This is a genomic window from Ruegeria sp. CDSB029, assembly GCF_059611125.1.
The window spans coordinates 58,556-74,544 of sequence record NZ_JBXWOX010000016.1 but is presented as its reverse complement, the minus strand read 5'-3'; the positions used below and the strand labels follow the sequence as shown (position 1 = coordinate 74,544).

At 55.8% G+C, this 15,989-nt stretch carries 13 protein-coding genes; 6 read left to right on the top strand and 7 right to left on the bottom strand.

All coding sequences use genetic code 11. The features are described from left to right. Positions 1–105 precede the first annotated feature (105 nt). Positions 106–1,230, top strand: a complete 1,125-nt coding sequence (gmd, locus tag AC2FI8_RS17555; RefSeq protein ID WP_496769252.1) for a GDP-mannose 4,6-dehydratase — start codon at positions 106–108, stop codon at positions 1,228–1,230. Between the two features lie 10 nt (positions 1,231–1,240). Further along, positions 1,241–2,218 (top strand): GDP-L-fucose synthase, encoded by a 978-nt coding sequence (fcl, locus tag AC2FI8_RS17550; RefSeq protein WP_496780386.1) that lies wholly within the window; start codon positions 1,241–1,243, stop codon positions 2,216–2,218. A gap of 33 nt (positions 2,219–2,251) precedes the next feature. On the opposite strand, the gene AC2FI8_RS17545 is transcribed toward fcl, so the two are convergent. The 7 genes from AC2FI8_RS17545 to AC2FI8_RS17515 all read right to left on the bottom strand — a co-directional run bounded on the left by AC2FI8_RS17545 (position 2,252) and on the right by AC2FI8_RS17515 (position 11,774). Next, the gene (locus AC2FI8_RS17545) at positions 2,252–3,328 is read right to left on the bottom strand and encodes a DUF2793 domain-containing protein (RefSeq protein ID WP_496780384.1); all 1,077 of its coding nucleotides are present in this window, start codon (positions 3,326–3,328) and stop codon (positions 2,252–2,254) included. Positions 3,329–3,576: 248 nt separating this feature from the next. Further along, complete coding sequence (gene galU / locus AC2FI8_RS17540; protein WP_282152118.1) at positions 3,577–4,470, bottom strand: UTP--glucose-1-phosphate uridylyltransferase GalU; 894 nt, start codon at positions 4,468–4,470, stop codon at positions 3,577–3,579. A 311-nt stretch (positions 4,471–4,781) separates the two neighbouring features. Further along, positions 4,782–6,587 (bottom strand): ABC transporter ATP-binding protein, encoded by a 1,806-nt coding sequence (locus AC2FI8_RS17535; protein ID WP_282119485.1) that lies wholly within the window; start codon positions 6,585–6,587, stop codon positions 4,782–4,784. Between the two features lies 1 nt (position 6,588). Next, the gene (locus tag AC2FI8_RS17530; RefSeq protein ID WP_058274595.1) at positions 6,589–7,518 is read right to left on the bottom strand and encodes an ABC transporter permease subunit; all 930 of its coding nucleotides are present in this window, start codon (positions 7,516–7,518) and stop codon (positions 6,589–6,591) included. A 10-nt stretch (positions 7,519–7,528) separates the two neighbouring features. Beyond that, positions 7,529–8,452 (bottom strand): oligopeptide ABC transporter permease OppB, encoded by a 924-nt coding sequence (gene oppB, locus AC2FI8_RS17525; RefSeq protein WP_058277210.1) that lies wholly within the window; start codon positions 8,450–8,452, stop codon positions 7,529–7,531. Positions 8,453–8,517: 65 nt separating this feature from the next. After that, positions 8,518–10,146, bottom strand: a complete 1,629-nt coding sequence (locus tag AC2FI8_RS17520) for a peptide ABC transporter substrate-binding protein (RefSeq protein ID WP_496780382.1) — start codon at positions 10,144–10,146, stop codon at positions 8,518–8,520. Positions 10,147–10,550: 404 nt separating this feature from the next. After that, positions 10,551–11,774 carry a lytic murein transglycosylase gene (locus AC2FI8_RS17515; protein WP_496780380.1) on the bottom strand — a complete coding sequence of 408 codons (1,224 nt, stop codon included), beginning with the start codon at positions 11,772–11,774 and terminating at the stop codon, positions 10,551–10,553. A 199-nt stretch (positions 11,775–11,973) separates the two neighbouring features. Here AC2FI8_RS17515 and AC2FI8_RS17510 point away from each other — a divergent pair, with 199 nt between their 5' ends. From AC2FI8_RS17510 to AC2FI8_RS17495, 4 genes are read left to right on the top strand one after another with little or no spacing between them, the layout of a single operon-like run. After that, on the top strand, positions 11,974–12,936 hold the full coding sequence (locus tag AC2FI8_RS17510) for a cytochrome ubiquinol oxidase subunit II (protein ID WP_496780378.1): 963 nt from the start codon (positions 11,974–11,976) through the stop codon (positions 12,934–12,936). Then, on the top strand, positions 12,933–15,023 hold the full coding sequence (locus AC2FI8_RS17505) for a cbb3-type cytochrome c oxidase subunit I (protein WP_496780376.1): 2,091 nt from the start codon (positions 12,933–12,935) through the stop codon (positions 15,021–15,023). Before AC2FI8_RS17510 ends, AC2FI8_RS17505 begins: the two co-directional genes overlap by 4 nt. Next, positions 15,020–15,652 carry a cytochrome c oxidase subunit 3 gene (locus AC2FI8_RS17500; RefSeq protein ID WP_496780374.1) on the top strand — a complete coding sequence of 211 codons (633 nt, stop codon included), beginning with the start codon at positions 15,020–15,022 and terminating at the stop codon, positions 15,650–15,652. Before AC2FI8_RS17505 ends, AC2FI8_RS17500 begins: the two co-directional genes overlap by 4 nt. Then, complete coding sequence (locus AC2FI8_RS17495; RefSeq protein ID WP_058277205.1) at positions 15,645–15,971, top strand: cytochrome o ubiquinol oxidase subunit IV; 327 nt, start codon at positions 15,645–15,647, stop codon at positions 15,969–15,971. The genes AC2FI8_RS17500 and AC2FI8_RS17495 overlap by 8 nt, the downstream gene beginning before the upstream one ends. The last annotated feature ends 18 nt before the right edge of the window (positions 15,972–15,989 follow it).

The following is a 15,989-nucleotide window of genomic DNA, read 5'->3' as shown; positions in this document are numbered from 1 at the left end:
CTCATGTGAAATCAAAGCCCGACCGCGGCGCAGGGTTGCATTCAGGAGGTTATTGCTGTTTCAGAGGCTGCAAAAAAGCAAATCAGATATTCTCGGAATTCGGCTATGACAAAAACAGCATTGGTTACTGGTATTACAGGGCAGGACGGATCATATCTTGCCGAATTTCTGCTGGAAAAAGGGTACGAAGTTCACGGGATCAAGCGCCGTGCGTCTTCATTCAACACACAGCGTATTGACCACATATATCAGGACCCGCATGTGCCCAATCCGCGCCTGCACCTCCATTACGGTGACCTAAGTGACACATCGAACCTGACGCGCATCATTCAAGAGGTTCAGCCGGACGAGGTGTATAACCTTGGCGCGCAGTCCCACGTGGCGGTCAGTTTTGAATCGCCGGAATATACAGCAGATGTCGATGCGATAGGTACTCTGCGCCTGCTTGAAGCGATCCGGTTCTTGGGTCTTGAGAAAAACACGCGCTTTTACCAGGCGTCTACGTCCGAGCTGTACGGGTTGGTCCAGGAAACACCCCAGCGTGAAACAACGCCGTTTTATCCACGCTCACCTTACGCGGTGGCCAAGCTGTATTCCTATTGGATCACCGTCAACTATCGCGAAGCCTATGGCATGTATGCCTGCAACGGCATCCTTTTCAATCATGAAAGCCCACGCCGGGGCGAAACCTTTGTGACGCGCAAGATCACCCGTGGTTTGTCCAACATTGCCCAGGGTCTGGAAAGCTGCCTGTATATGGGCAACATCGACAGCCTGCGCGACTGGGGGCACGCCAAGGATTACGTCCGGATGCAATGGTTGATGCTGCAACAGGACGCCCCCGAGGATTTCGTTATTGCAACGGGTGTACAGTATTCGGTGCGTCAGTTCATCGAATGGTCCGCCGCTGAACTGGGTGTGACGCTTGAATTCTCAGGCACAGGTGTCGATGAAGTTGCCACTGTCAAGTCCGTCGAAGGCGATAGTGCACCTGCATTGAAACCTGGTGACGTGATCATGCGCATCGACCCGCAATATTTCCGCCCGGCAGAAGTCGAAACATTGCTTGGCGATCCATCGAACGCCAAAAACAAACTGGGCTGGGAGCCGGAACTGACGGTTCAGCAGATGTGCGCTGAAATGATCACCGAGGACCTGAAGACAGCCAAACGTCATGCCTTGCTGAAACAGCATGGTTACGAATTGCCGGTCACACTGGAAAATGGCTGAGGCCGGGGGCATGCGCAAGATTTACGTCGCCGGGCATCGCGGCATGGTCGGAGGCGCAATCCTGCGTCGCTTGCAAGACCGCCAAGCATCAGGTGAGTCACTGGAGCTTGTGACACGGACTCATGCGGAACTTGATCTAACCAATCAGGCCGCTGTCGCCGATTTCATGCAGGCCGAGCGGCCGGACGTTGTCATTCTTGCAGCGGCCAAAGTCGGCGGTATCCACGCCAACAACACCTACCCAGCGGATTTCATTTACAAAAACCTGATGATTGAGTGTAACGTGATACATCAGGCGTTTGCTGCGGGAGTCAAAAACCTGCTGCAATTGGGCAGTTCCTGCATCTATCCGCGAGCAGTGCCGCAGCCAATGCGCGAAGATGCCCTGCTGACCGGTGTGCTAGAGCCGACAAACGAACCTTACGCCGTGGCAAAGATTGCCGGTATCAAGCTGTGTGAAAGCTACAATCGGCAGCACGACGTGGACTATCGTTCCGTGATGCCGACAAACCTGTACGGACCTGGTGACAATTTTCACCCTGAAAACAGCCACGTTCTGCCCGCCCTGATCCGCCGATTTCACGAGGCACAGCGGGATGGGCTGGACGAAGTTGTCATCTGGGGCACAGGTAAGCCCCGGCGCGAGTTTCTGCATGTTGACGACATGGCTGAGGCGTCTTTGTTCGTAGTGGACCTGCCCCGTGCTGCGTATGAGGCAAATACCCAACCCATGCTGAGCCATATCAACGTGGGATGTGGCGAAGATATCTCGATCGCGGAACTGGCGGCGATGGTGGCAAAGATCACCGGGTTCACCGGGCGGATTACGCAAGACGTCAGCAAGCCGGACGGTACTATGCGGAAGCTGATGGATGTTTCCCGGCTGGCCGACATGGGATGGCGCGCGACTATCGGGATCGAAGACGGGATTCGCGAAACCTATACCTGGTTTCTGGAGCAAGCCGAGGCAGAACTTCGCGCGAAGTGACCGCCCGGACAAAGACCCGGGCAGTCTGGCGGATCAGAACCAGCGGCCAATAGCTATCGCCGTTGGTGGTAAAACCGTCGCGTCAGAAGCAGACGAAAGAACTTTGTACACGACCTGAGTTTCGGACGGTTCATCAAAACCCATGAACCTGCTGATCGCGCCCCCGCTGCCGCTGAGTGCCGGGTTCGTGCCGGCCGCGAAGGCAACTGGAAAATCCCATGCTTCCGACGAGCTTGCGAACAGTGCACCTGCGGTGTTTGAGCAGGTCGTTGCATCCAGTGTAGCGGTGCAAATCTGGGTGCCATCAGCAAACCGGACGAAATCACCACTTGGTGTGGCTCCTCGCTCAATCACAGCGCCGGTCGGGGTTCCGCCACTTTGCGTGACCGCCCCTAAGAGATTTCCGGGCCCATACCCATAGTCAGCCCGCATCAGGCGGCCCGCTGTTGTGTCCTCTGCGCTGTTTTGCACGGCCGTGCCAGAGGCCACCCCGGACGCTGGATCAAAGCTCAACGCCTCAAACCAATTGTTCCCATCCGGCGAGACCTTGATGGAAAAGCCCGTGCTGCCGGACAGACCCATTTCGGCATGCCCGGTCCAATTGGATTGAAACAACAGGGATGCGGTCTCATCGGCATTTGCCTTGTTGATCTTCAGTTGATGCCCGGCACCTTCGTGGCTTAGCAAGGTTGCCGGAGCGCGCACCGACAGACGGTTGGTCGTGTCGTACCCGGTGGCGATTCCGATGCCTGGCAGGTTCTGCGTTGTAGTCGGGGGTTCGATCCATGCTGACCCGTCCCAAATTGTCAGACGGTTATTCTCTTGGTCCCACGCGCGCCAGCCGGATTTGGGGGTCATAAAATGCCAGCCATTGTCCAACCAGGCTGCAAGGTCTCCGGCATGATCCGACCAATCGCCGATGGGTGTCGATCCAAGGGCATAAAGCTCACCCTGTGCCGGAACTGCGGGCGGGGTTGAGGCATTGGTAGACGCAACACTCAGCTGGACGATCAGATCAAGGCGTCTCAGGGCTTCGTTATGTGTGATGTGCTTTTGCGCTTGCGAAGGTTGCAGGAATGGCAGGTTCAATTTGGGCGAATTTTGGGACAAAGGGCATTCTCCGTTGGTTGTCGGATCGACAATTGCGTTGCGCGCCAGACTGCCGTGCCTCACATGAATCCCACCTGACCGGTAAGAACGCTCGGTTAATGTCGTGCCAATATTCTGGCTGAGTGAAGGGCTGTCCAATCGCCCCCTGGGCCTTTCATCCACACCGAAAGAAAAAGGCAAACTGCAATGCCCGCAGTTTGCCCTTTAAACGATACCGTTTACCTCGTCTTCGAGGCCGTCATCCCTGGTTACTGAGCTGCCTGACCCGTGGCGACAACGTCGTGCAGGTATTTCTGCAAATCCTCTCGAAGGTCATCGCGCGCCAGCGCAAAGGCGACTGTTGCCTGCAGGAAACCCGCTTTGGACCCGCAGTCAAACCGCTGGCCGTCGAATTTGTATCCGAAAACCGGGACACCGTTTCTGATGTCTTCGGCGATTGCGTCCGTCAGTTGAATCTCGCCGCCACTGCCCAGCTTGTTCTGATTAAGGTTGTACAGAACCGATGGGCGCAGAATGTAACGACCGATTACTGCCAGATTGGACGGTGCTTCCTCGGGTTTCGGTTTCTCGACCATGCCGCGCGCGCGCACCGCTGTTCCGATGTTATCGCCCACATCCAAAACGCCGTAAGAGCTTGTCTTTTCCGGGGGAACTTCCATGGTGGCAACCATATTGCCGCCAGTTTCCTCATAGGCTTCTATCATCTGCTGCAAGCAGGGCTTTTCCCCTGCGATGACGTCGTCGGGCAGCATGACCGCAAATGGTTCGTCTCCAATCAGGCGGCGTGCGCACCACACGGCGTGACCCAAACCCAAAGCTTTGTGTTGCCGGATATAGGCGATAGCCCCGCTTTCCATGTTGGTCGCATTTAGCGTTTCCAACAGGTCGTCTTTGCCTTTTTCCTTAAGCGTTTGTTCAAGGATTTGGTTGTGGTCAAAATAGTCCTCAAGCGCTGACTTTCCGCGGGACGTTACAAAAATGAATTCGGTAATCCCGGCCGCCCGAGCTTCGTCGATTGCGTATTGAACCAGCGGGCGATCGACCAGGGTCATAATTTCCTTAGGTACCGATTTTGTCGCGGGCAGAAAGCGAGTACCAAGACCCGCAACCGGAAAAATCGCCTTTGTGACCTTACGTGCCATGCTACCTCTCAGCAAAAAGTCTTGTCCGTATGAAAGTGTTTTGTCGACGCCACCTCATATTGCGCGCGATTAGAACAATCAACGCAATTAGGCAAAGTCGGTCAACTTGGAGAGATCGTGCCACCGTTGAAATCGGAAGTCAAAATGCTCTGCACATGCTGGCTATGACATAGCCTTAGAGGTTGCCAGTTTAGGGTTAAAATGGATGAAAATGTGCATATTGGATGCAATGTGGAGACAAACTGAGTCGCTGAAACACCCAAAAAACGAACCTGCCCCGAAGGCTGTGAATTGCTTCGGAGCAGGCGGGTTTATGCCTTTGCCATGATCGCCTCGAGCGGGTCGTGCTCGGCCACAAAATGATTAGGCTTCACTTCACTCAACAGAGGAACATAGTCATTCTCACCGGCCGCCAAACGACTTGGGAGGAAACGCAACGCGGCTTTCGGATCCATCGGTGAGGGCAGTTCGCCCGGCAGTTTCAGGCGCGTGCGGCTGCGCTCCACGTCCGGGTCCGGAATTGGCACGGCCGAGATCAGCGATTTGGTGTAGGGGTGGATCGGATCAGAACAGATCACTTCTCCGTCGCCCAGTTCCACGATCCGGCCCAGATACAGCACCATGATCCGGTTAGATACCGCTCGTACAACCGACAGGTCGTGACTGATGAAGATCATCGACAGACCGAACTCCTGCTGCAACTCGCGCAGCAATTCCACGATCTGCGCCTGAATTGACACGTCCAGCGCGGACACTGCTTCGTCGCAGATGATCAGCTTGGGTTTGTTGATCATCGCCCGTGCAATGCCGACGCGCTGGTTCTGACCGCCCGAAAGCTCGTGCGGATAGCGGTTGATCATGTTGGCCTTCAGGCCGACCCGTTCCATCATTTCGGCGACCAGCTTCTTGCGCTCCCGCTCAGTCAGGTCAGGGCGATAGGTCTTCAGCGGTTCCGCAATTGAGGCCGAGATGGTCATCCGCGGATCGAGGCTGGCCAGCGGGTCCTGGAACACGATTTGCAAGTCCTTGCGGTACTTGTTCAACTCGGACCTCCTAAGTCCAACAATGGGATGACCCAGCCAACTGACATTTCCCGCACTGGGTTCGATCAACTGCAGGACGGCCCGTGCCAGAGTGGACTTTCCGCAACCAGACTCGCCCACGACTCCCAATGTTTCGCCCTTGCGGATGTCAAAACTGACACCATCGACGGCTTTCAAAGGTACTTTGTGCCCGAACAAACCGCCCGAGACGTGGATTGGGAAGTGCACTTTGACGTCGTCGACTTTCAGCAGCGGCTCATCGACTTTTTCCAGCGCCTTGGGTGCGTCACCGGCGTCGATGCGGGGCATCGCGGCCAGCAAAGTCTTGGTGTAGTCGTGTTTGGGCGCCCGGAAGATTTCACGCGTCTCGCCGGCCTCAACGAATTGACCCAGCCGCATGACCTGAACGCGATCGCACATTCGGGCCACGACACCCATGTCATGGGTAATCAGCGCAATCGCGGTGCCTTCGTCCTTTTGCAGGCGTACCATCAGGTCCAGAATGTCTGCCTGAACGGTCACATCCAGCGCCGTTGTCGGTTCATCCGCGATCAACAGCTTTGGATTACACAACATGGACATTGCAATCATGACCCGCTGGCGCATGCCGCCCGACAGCTCATGTGGATACTGATCCAGACGCCGTTTAGCCTCAGGGATGCGCACACGTTCGAGCCATTCAAGACAGCGCGCCCGAGCAGCCGATCCTTGCAGCCCCTCGTGAACCTGCAGAACTTCGCGCATCTGCTGACCGATCCGCAGGTGCGGGGTCAGGGCGGTCAGGGGATCCTGAAAGATCATGCCGACATCGTCGCCACGGATCTGGTTCAGCTTGTTGACCGGCAGGTTCAGAATTTCCTGACCGTTCAGCATGGCGGAACCGGTTGCCTGCCCGGCAGGTGGCAGCAGGCCCATCGCGGCCATGAATGTCTGGCTTTTGCCGGACCCACTTTCGCCCACGATGCCCAGGCATTCGCCTGGATTGATGTCAAAACTGATGCCTTTGACGGCCTCTACAACACCGTCGGCGGTGTTGAACTGGACGCTCAGGTCTTTTACGGAAAACAGGCTCATATCAGCGATCCTTCGGGTCCAGAGCGTCGCGCAAGCCATCACCTATGAAGAACATGGTGATGATGATTGCGACGTAGAATGTCAGTGGGAACAACAACTGCCACAGCGTGCCATAGCCCATCGTCCCGGCCCCTTCGGCGATCAATCGACCCAGAGAGGTATAGGGTTCGGAAATCCCAAGGCCGAGGAACGAGATGAAACTTTCGGTCAGGATCATTTCTGGCACCAGAAGCGAAGCATACACAATCACCACGCCAAGAAGGTTGGGCAGTATATGGCGATACATGATGGTGAATTCGCTGACCCCAGCCGCACGTGCGGCCTCGATAAACTCTCGGTTCTTCAGGGTCAGGGTTTGCCCCCGGACAATTCGTGCCATCGTCAGCCAACCAACCGCACCAAGTGCGATGAACAGCATGACGAATGATCGACCCGCGACAACCAGCAACAGGATGATGACCAGAGTTGCCGGAATGGCCAGCAGGATATCGACGAAGCGCATCATCACACCATCGGTGCGGCCACCGATATACCCTGCGGCAATACCGTAACATGTACCGACGATCAGGGCGGTTGCGGCACCGATCAGACCCACCAGCAGCGATGTCGTCGTCGCCTGAATGATGCGGCTGTATAGATCGCGCCCCAGATCGTCGACGCCGAAGAAATGTCCAGTCTCTGCGGACGGCATTCCCATGCCGCGTACGTCGCCCATGACGTTCCAGTCGATTTCCTCGTTGCTCCAAACGGCAAAGTAGGGGCCAATGATCGTGAACAACACGATCATCGCCAGAATGAACAGGCTCGCCATGGCGGCTTTGTTGCGAACAAAACGCATCCGTGCGTCTTGCCAGAGTGAACGCCCCTGAATGACCGTGTAATCGGTGATGTCTTCGGCCAGGTGGGCGGCTTTTTGTGATTTACCAAGCATTGCCAGCCCCTCAGTAACGGATTTTCGGATCGAACCAGGCATAGGCCAGGTCGGTCAGCAGGTTTACGAGTACGGTCAGGACGCCATATAGGATCGTGACACCCAACAGCACCGCGTAATCACGCGATAGCGCGGACCCCACATAGGCCTGCCCCAGTCCACCGGTCGAAAAATAGATGTCCACAAAGACCGAACCCGTCAGTACGTAGACGAAAACCGGACCCAGATAAGACACGACGGGCAGCAAGGTTGGTTTCAGTGCATGGCGCCAGATCACGGTTCTTGTCGGCAGACCCTTGGCGCGAGCCGTGCGGATGAAGTTCGAGTTCAGAACTTCAAGCATCGATGACCGCGTGATCCGCGCAATGGACCCCATGTATGAGGTCGCAAGCGCGATAACGGGCATGATCAGGTACGGCCACTGGCCGCCATTCCAGCCACCGCCCGGCAGCCATCCCAGCCACAAGGTGAAGGTCAGGATCAGGATCGGACCCATGATGAAGTTCGGCAGCGCCTGCGCTGCGATACCCAAGCCAACAGCGAAATAGTCGATCCAGCTGTTGTGCTTGATCGCCGCGGCAATCCCCAGCGCGACTCCGACGGTTGTTGCCACCAGGAAGGACAGCGAACCGTAGGTCAACGAGATCGGGAAACCCTGCGCGATGATGTCATTAACGTCCCGGTCCTTGAACTTAAAGGACGGGCCGAAATCAAAATGCACGACGATGTTGTACAGATAGTCCCACAACTGTTTCCACAGCGGTTGGTCCAAACCGTACCGCGCCTCGATATTGGCCAGCACCGCGGGCGGCAGTGGCCGTTCCGAGGTGAATGGTCCACCTGGCGCGAAGTGCATCAGAAAGAAACTTGCAACGATCAGCAAAAGGATCGTTGGGACGGCGATCAGCAATCGCCGGACGATATAGGCAAGCATTTCATGCCCCCATTATTGGCTTTGCCCCGGAAAGAACTCCGGGGCAAAGCTTGGTCTAAGGAAGATTATTCGGCGGTTTTGTAGAGGTTCTTGGAATACCAGTTCTGCTCTACGTTTTTGACCGGCCAGTTACCGACATCGCTGTCCATCATGTAGACGCCAGCATAGTGATAGATAGGGATAACGGGCGTCTCTTGCGCGATGATACGCTCGACCTCGGTGTAGAGAGGAGCGGCATCGTCAGAGGTTTTGGCTTCGGACAGCAGTTCATCAACGCGGGCGTTGTTGTACTTGCCGTCGTTATAGCCGGAATCCGACTGTAGCAGATCGAGGAAGGTCGACGCTTCGTTATAGTCGCCACACCATGCGCCACGGGCCAGATCGAAGTTCTGGTTTCCGCGTTCTTCCAGGAAGATCTTCCATTCCATGTTGGCCAGCTCGGCATTGACGCCCAGCTTTTGCTTCCACATCTGGCTCAGGGCCACGGCAACTTTTTTGTGCGCTTCCGAGGTGTTGTAAACCATCTCAAAGCTCAGTGGGTTGTCGGGACCATAACCAGCTGCGGCTAGCAGTTCCTTGGCCAGTTCGTCACGCTCTGCCTGAGACATCGACGCCATTTCTACGTCTGGAACGTCAAAGCCAGCGGTTGCTGCCGGGGCAAAGGTATAAGCCTGCGGCTGCCCACCTGCCATGATGTTCTCGGTGATGATCTTACGATCAACTGCCAGGGACAGCGCCTGACGGACGTTCGGGTCCTTGAAGGCTTCGGGGCCACCATCGGACAGGTTGAACGTGTAATAATAGTTACACAGGCGCGGGAAGCTGATTGCTTCCTCCGGGTGCTCTTTTTGCAAGCGTGGGAACTGACCTGCGGGAACTTCTGTGCGGTCCAGCTCACCTGCCAGATAACGGGTCAGCGCGACGTTTTCGTCGTTGATGACCAGTGCCACGACTTTTTCGATGATCGTGTTGTCGTTATCCCAGTAGTTTTCGTTCCGCTCACGAACCGAACGTTCCTGCGGCAGATGCTCGGTCAGGACGTATGCACCGTTCGATACGATGTTTTCAGGCTTGGTCCAGGCGTCGCCAAACTCTTCGATAACTTTCTGCGGGGCAGGGAAAGTGGTCGAATGCGTGGTCATTTGCGGGAAGTACGGCAGCGGTGCGCTGAGCGTCACTTCAAGCGTGTGGTCGTCGATGGCTTTGACGCCCAAATCGTCAACCGACTTGTCACCTGCGATGATTTCAGATGCGTTCTCGATCGACATCAGTTCCATGAACCATGCATAGGGCGAGGACAGGGCGGGATCGACGGCACGTTTCCAGGCAAAAACAAAATCGCTGGCGGTTACCGGATCACCATTCGACCACTTCGCATCGTCGCGCAGGGTAAAGGTGTAAACGTCTTTAGAGTCGTTGGTGGTGTAACCGGTGGCAACACCGGGGACCAGATTGCCGTCTTCGTCCTGGTTCATCAGGCCTTCGAACAGGTCACGCACGATCTCGGCGCCGGAAACATCCTCAACAACTTGAGGATCGACCGAGCTGTGTTCGTCCAGAATACGATAGGTAAAGGTCTGGTCATCCGCCAACGCTTCGCCGGTAGTCGGATGGGTTCCGGCGGCAAATGCAGCACCGGTTATCATGGTCGAGGTCAATAGCCCCGCAAGAGATGTACGAATATACTTGTTCATGTTTTTCAACTCCCGTTTTTTATCAAGCAACCCACGCGCATCCCTTCAGGATGGCTGAGGGCCACCATGTTTGTCCGACCCAGAAAGAGACCGGGACTGGTTCGAATTTTGCTTTTTCAGATCGCAATGAACACCGCGTCGCAGTCTTTCGGTTTGCAGTCGGGAACGTGTTTGCAAAAGTCGCCTTTCACTGATGTCGAACGTGGCATTATTTCAAAAAAGGTTAAAGCCTTTGCCTTAAAATTGGGCAACCAGAGGTGGAATGTGAATGGAAACGGGGGTGCAGTGGAAATTTTATGTTGAAACTCGGAGGCTTCGTGACACTTTCGTGAAGGGTACCGATTTTCGTTTGGTTGTTTCCGTCGGGTCAAACAGCTGAGTGGTATCTGGATCAGGGCGAATCGCTACTGTTCCAGGCTGGCCTTCATTCCCGCATCAGGAAAGCAGGTCGGAGCCTGGCCGATCGATTCTTGCCAGCGTCCGATCGAGCGACGGGTTTTGAAACCCGGTAGGCCATCTGCTCCGCCCACGTCGTGTCCTTGTTGTTCCAGTGTGCGCTGCATGGCAGCGATATCGGATCGGTACATGGCGTCGATCTTGCCCCAGCGTCCTGTGAAATCGCCAACGCCATATTGAATGCGGTCTCCGACATGTCCAACGAACAAGGCATAAAGATCGCTTTTGTTGTATTCCTTGAGGACATAGAAGTTTGGTGTGACGACAAAGGCAGGGCCGTTCCGCCCCGCGGGCATCATCAAATACCCCTTTCCGGCCAGTTCATGTTTTGGAAACGGCTTGCCTGACACGCGCGCAATTCCCATTGCGGCCCAGTCCCGAATGGGTCTGCCTTGGTCAGGACCTTCCAGCGCGCAGGATATGGTGTCAGGAACAACGACTTCGAACCCCCAATCGCGCCCGGCCCTCCAGCTATGCTGCGCCAGATAGTTCCCGATAGAGGCAATTGTATCTTCGGCTGAGGTCCAAATGTCAGCTTTCCCGTCCGCGTTCCCGTCGGCCGCATAGGTCAGGAAATTGGAGGGCATGAATTGCGGTTGGCCCAAAGCGCCCGCCCAGCTGCTTTTCATTGTGCCCGGCGGTGCATCGCCCGCTTCGGCGATTTGCAGCGCCGCGATCAGCTCTTTGGTAAAATAGTCAGCGCGGGTACTCATGAACCCTTTGGTGCCCAGCACCTGGAAGGTGTTGTGTCGAATGGGAACTTGCCCATAGCCGCTCTCACGACCCCAGATGGCCAGAATGATGCGGGCGGGCACGCCTGTTTCGGCCTCGACGCGCGCCAAGGTTGCGGCGTGTCGCCGGGCCATCTGCCGCCCGACGGATGTCGCGCCCTGAACGGAGCCCGCGTTGAAGTATCGACCCGGGGAGCCAAATTCAGCCTGTTTTTGCCGTTTCGGGGTTTTGTTCGGTTGCCCCGGAGGCACCAGATCCGGCAATTTCCAGTTCAGCGTCACACCGTCAAAGGCCTGCTGCATCGTGCGCCTGGAAACACCCTTGGCTCTGGCCTTTGGCCAGATGGTTTCTTGCAGCCAAGCCTGGAATTGTTTTTCAACCGCAGCACGATCTTGTGCGGTTGCGCTTGTGGACAGGCACCAAAGACCCAGGACGAACATGATCCATCGCATCGCTTAAGGTCTGGCTTGGTCAAAGCCGCAAGTCAACAGCGGTTGTCCCGTGGTTTTGTCTGCTCCTATTCCCACCGTTGATCAGGGTCGGTGGCAGAGCACCGACCTATTTGGGAAAAAGCCTTGAGAAATTTCATTTGTCTGCTGATAGTTGGCGCGAGAGATTGCTTTAGGAGGACAATCAGGCGTGGCCCTATTCCGAATGTCACCAAAGGCGATGCAAGTTGTGATTGTCGCTGTGGCTCTCTCTGCTACGGCGCAAGCCGCTTGTGCAAGTGACAGTTTCATGGACCCACAAGGTCCGATTGCTGCAGTCCAAAAAGTGCATCTTTTCCGCGCAACTGTCCTGATCCTGTTGGCGGTTGTTCCGGTTCTTGTTTTGGTGCCGCTGATTGCCATTCGGTATCGGCGACGCAAAGAAGGCGGAGCCACATACCGGCCCAAGTGGGATTTCTCCGGTCCGTTGGAGTTCGTTATGTGGGGCGTGCCGGTCCTGATCGTTGCTCTGCTGTCCTTCTATCTGTGGAAAGCGACCCACCGATTGGATCCATATTCGGATCGCTTTGGCGAAATGCCTGCGCTGAACGTTCAGGTCGTCGGATTAGATTGGAAATGGCTGTTCATCTACCCCGATCTTGGCATCGCCAGCGTCGGAGAGCTTGGCATCCCCGTCAAACAGCAGGTCGCAATGACGCTGACGACCGATACTGTGATGCAGTCCTTCATGATCCCTGCTTTGGCAGGCCAGATTTACGCAATGCCCGGTATGACTACGGAATTGCTTGTCGTTTCGGATGTAGCTGCAACAATGCAGGGCGAGAACACCCAGTATAACGGGCGCGGGTTCACCAAACAGAAGTTCCAAACCGTTGCCATGTCCGTCGAGGAATTCAACGAATGGGTCGACAAGGTGCGCAGCAACGGCATTGCGCTGAATGACGAGACCTATCGCATTTTGGCCATGCGGACGGATCGGGACGAGGTGCAGGCCGCGTTGGGAACCGCGCAAATGCCAGATAACGCGTTGTATTTCACGCTGGAGGACAGCAACCTGTTTCATTCAATTGTGCATCGGTATCACGGCAACAATGCTCTGACCGCCGACCAGCAGCCAGGGACGGTAGAATTCGGGCGGGAGGCGCAGCAATGACCACCAATGGTTCTGGCTTCTTCGGCCGCTTGGATTGGGACGCGTTTCCGATCACAGGGCTTATTCAGAATCCCAACACAAATGAGATTGTCGCCAACACGGCTGCTGCGATAGTGATCGTCGGTGTCATCGTCGTCGTCGGATCATTAACTTGGTTTCGTCTTTGGGGACCATTGTGGCGCGATTGGTTGACCAGTGCGGATCACAAGAAGATCGGCATCATGTACATCGTCTTTGCAATCGTCATGCTGGCGCGCGGTGTGTTGGAAGGCGTGGTAATGCGTGCGCAGCAGGCGGCAGGGCCGGGCGACGGGTTTCTAGAGGCCGAGCATTTTGCCGAGCTCTTCAGTACTCACGGGACCATCATGATCTTCTTCGTCGCCGTACCATTTGTGTTCGGTCTTGCGAATTTCCTGATACCGCTGATGATCGGCGCTCGCGATGTGGCTTTCCCCGTGATGAACCAAATCAGCCTTGGGCTGACCGTCTCAGCCGGGATGATGCTGATGGTCTCGCTTGTGGTGGGCGAGTTTTCGACTGGCGGCTGGACAGCATACCCGCCGTACACTGGTGCGGCGTTCAACCCTGGTGTCGGTCCGGACTACTGGATCTGGGCCATTGTCGTTTCAGGCATCGGAACCACACTGACGGGCATCAATTTTGCGGTCACGATCTATAAGTTGCGCGCACCTGGCATGAAATTCATGCGGCTGCCGATGTATTGCTGGACAATCATCTGTAGCTCGATCCTGATTGTCTTTGCCATGCCGCCTCTGGGCGTTGCCGCACTGATGCTGGCAGCGGACCGGTATCTGGACTTTCATTTTTTCACCAACGACCTTGGCGGCAACATGATGAACTATGCCAATATGTTCTGGCTGTTTGGTCATCCCGAAGTCTATTTGCTGGTTCTGCCGGCCTACGGTATCTACTCTGAGGTCTTCGCAACATTCTCGGCCAAGCGCCTGTATGGCTACAACTCGCTGGTTATCGCCACCATGTCGATAGCGGTGTTGTCATTCACTGTCTGGCTGCACCACTTCTTCACCATGGGTCAAAGCGCGCTGATCAATGCCGTTTTTGGCATCGCGACAATGCTGATCGCTATCCCGACCGGCGTGAAGGTCTATGACTGGATGGCTACCCTGTTCCGCGGGCGCATCCGGTTTTCGGTGCCGATGCTCTACGGGTTATCTTTCTTGATGTTGTTTGTCATCGGCGGGCTTTCCGGTGTGATCCTCGCAAACCCAACAGTGGACTATCAGGTCCACAACACGCTGTTTCTTGTCGCCCACTTCCACAATGTCCTGTTGCCGGGTGTGCTGTTCGGACTGCTTGCCGGATACAACTATTGGTTCCCCAAAGCTTTCGGGTTCCGCCTGAACGAATTCTGGGGCCGCGTCTCGGTTGCGTTGTGGACCGTCGGGTTCATGCTGACATTCCTGCCGCTGTATTTCGTCGGCCTGATGGGAATGCCACGCAGGTCATTCAGTTGGGAGGACCCCAGCTTCCACCCGTACATGATTGTAGCCGTCGTCGGCGCGCTGATCATATTGGCGGCTTTGCTGTCGGTGGTCGTGCAACTGTGGGTCAGTATCCGTGATCGGGAAAAGGCACGCGTTCCGGTCGGTGATCCGTGGGATGCGCATACGTTGGAATGGTCTATCCCGGCCCCGCCGCCTTCCTACAATTTTGCCATCATCCCCCATGTGACCGATCGTGACGATTTTGCTGCCGCGAAAGAGCGCGGCAACGCGTACCCGTCGCCTGATGCCTATGAGGATATCTCGGTTCCGCTGAACACTGGCATAGGCTTCAGTCTCTGCGTGCTCAGCGGGGTTTGGATGTTTGCGCTGGTCTGGTGGATCTGGTGGCTGGCGGCGCTGGTGACAATCTTTATGCTCGCGACCTTTATCGCATGGACGTTCAAGGCCGAAACAGAACGGGTCATTCCGGCAGACGAGGTACGTAAGCAGCACGAAGCCTGGTTGGATCTGGTTCATAATTCTACGCCTGTTGACCGCAATCACGAAACAGCCCCGGAAAATCGCGGGTTGGCCCGCCCTGATCTGGAGGCCGTGACATGAAACGCGCGCCTACCCACAGCTATCCCGGCCTGAACCTTGGGCGGCGGCACGCTAGTGCCGACAAAGCTAGCGAAGTCGTCACCTTCGGGTTTTGGGTCTTTTTGATGAGCGATCTGGTCTATTTCGGGCTGATGTTCGCGATCTACATCACGATGATCGACGCACAGGCAGGCGGACCGGGGCCGCACGAATTGTTCGACCTGAAAAGCGTCTTTGCCCAGACGCTGATCCTTTTGACCAGCAGTCTTACCGTGGGTCTGGCGATGCTTGCGCTCAAATACAACCTTCCGCGGTGGCGGATCGTATTCTGGTTCTTCGTGACTCTGGTTCTTGGTCTCAGTTTTCTGGTTCTGGAGATCCGCGACTTCATGGCGATGGCGGAAAAGGGCGGTATCCCACAGCGAAGTGGGTTTTTGTCCGCATTCTATGGGTTGGTGCCCTTGCACGGTCTGCACGTCACGGCCGGGTGCATTTGGTTGATCGTGCTGGGTATTCAGCTACGAATTTTTGGCCTTACCGATTTGCTGATGTCTCGCGTGGTACGGCTGGCGCTGTTCTGGCACTTTCTGGACCTGATCTGGATTGGCATCATCACTGTCGTTTATTTCGGAGGGCTGACCTATGGATAAGCGCAGCGAAATGCATCGCCGCGAGCGTCGTCGCTATGTAATCGGTTATGGTGGGTCGTTATTGTTGACCTTTGCAGTATTTGGAATCGCTTACCGTTTCGGCATTGAGACAAAGGGCGTTTACCTTGCAATCAGCCTGCTCGGATTGGCTCAGCTGATCGTACAGCTGGTTTATTTCCTGCACATCGATCGACGTCGCAGCAGCCGCGAAGATCTGGACCTTATCCTGTTTTCCACGATGGTGCTGCTGATCATCATTCTTGGAACTGTTTGGATCATGGGTAATCTGGCGGTTCGGATGCACACGTTTCCAATGTGACGTTCGGCCAAGCCAAAT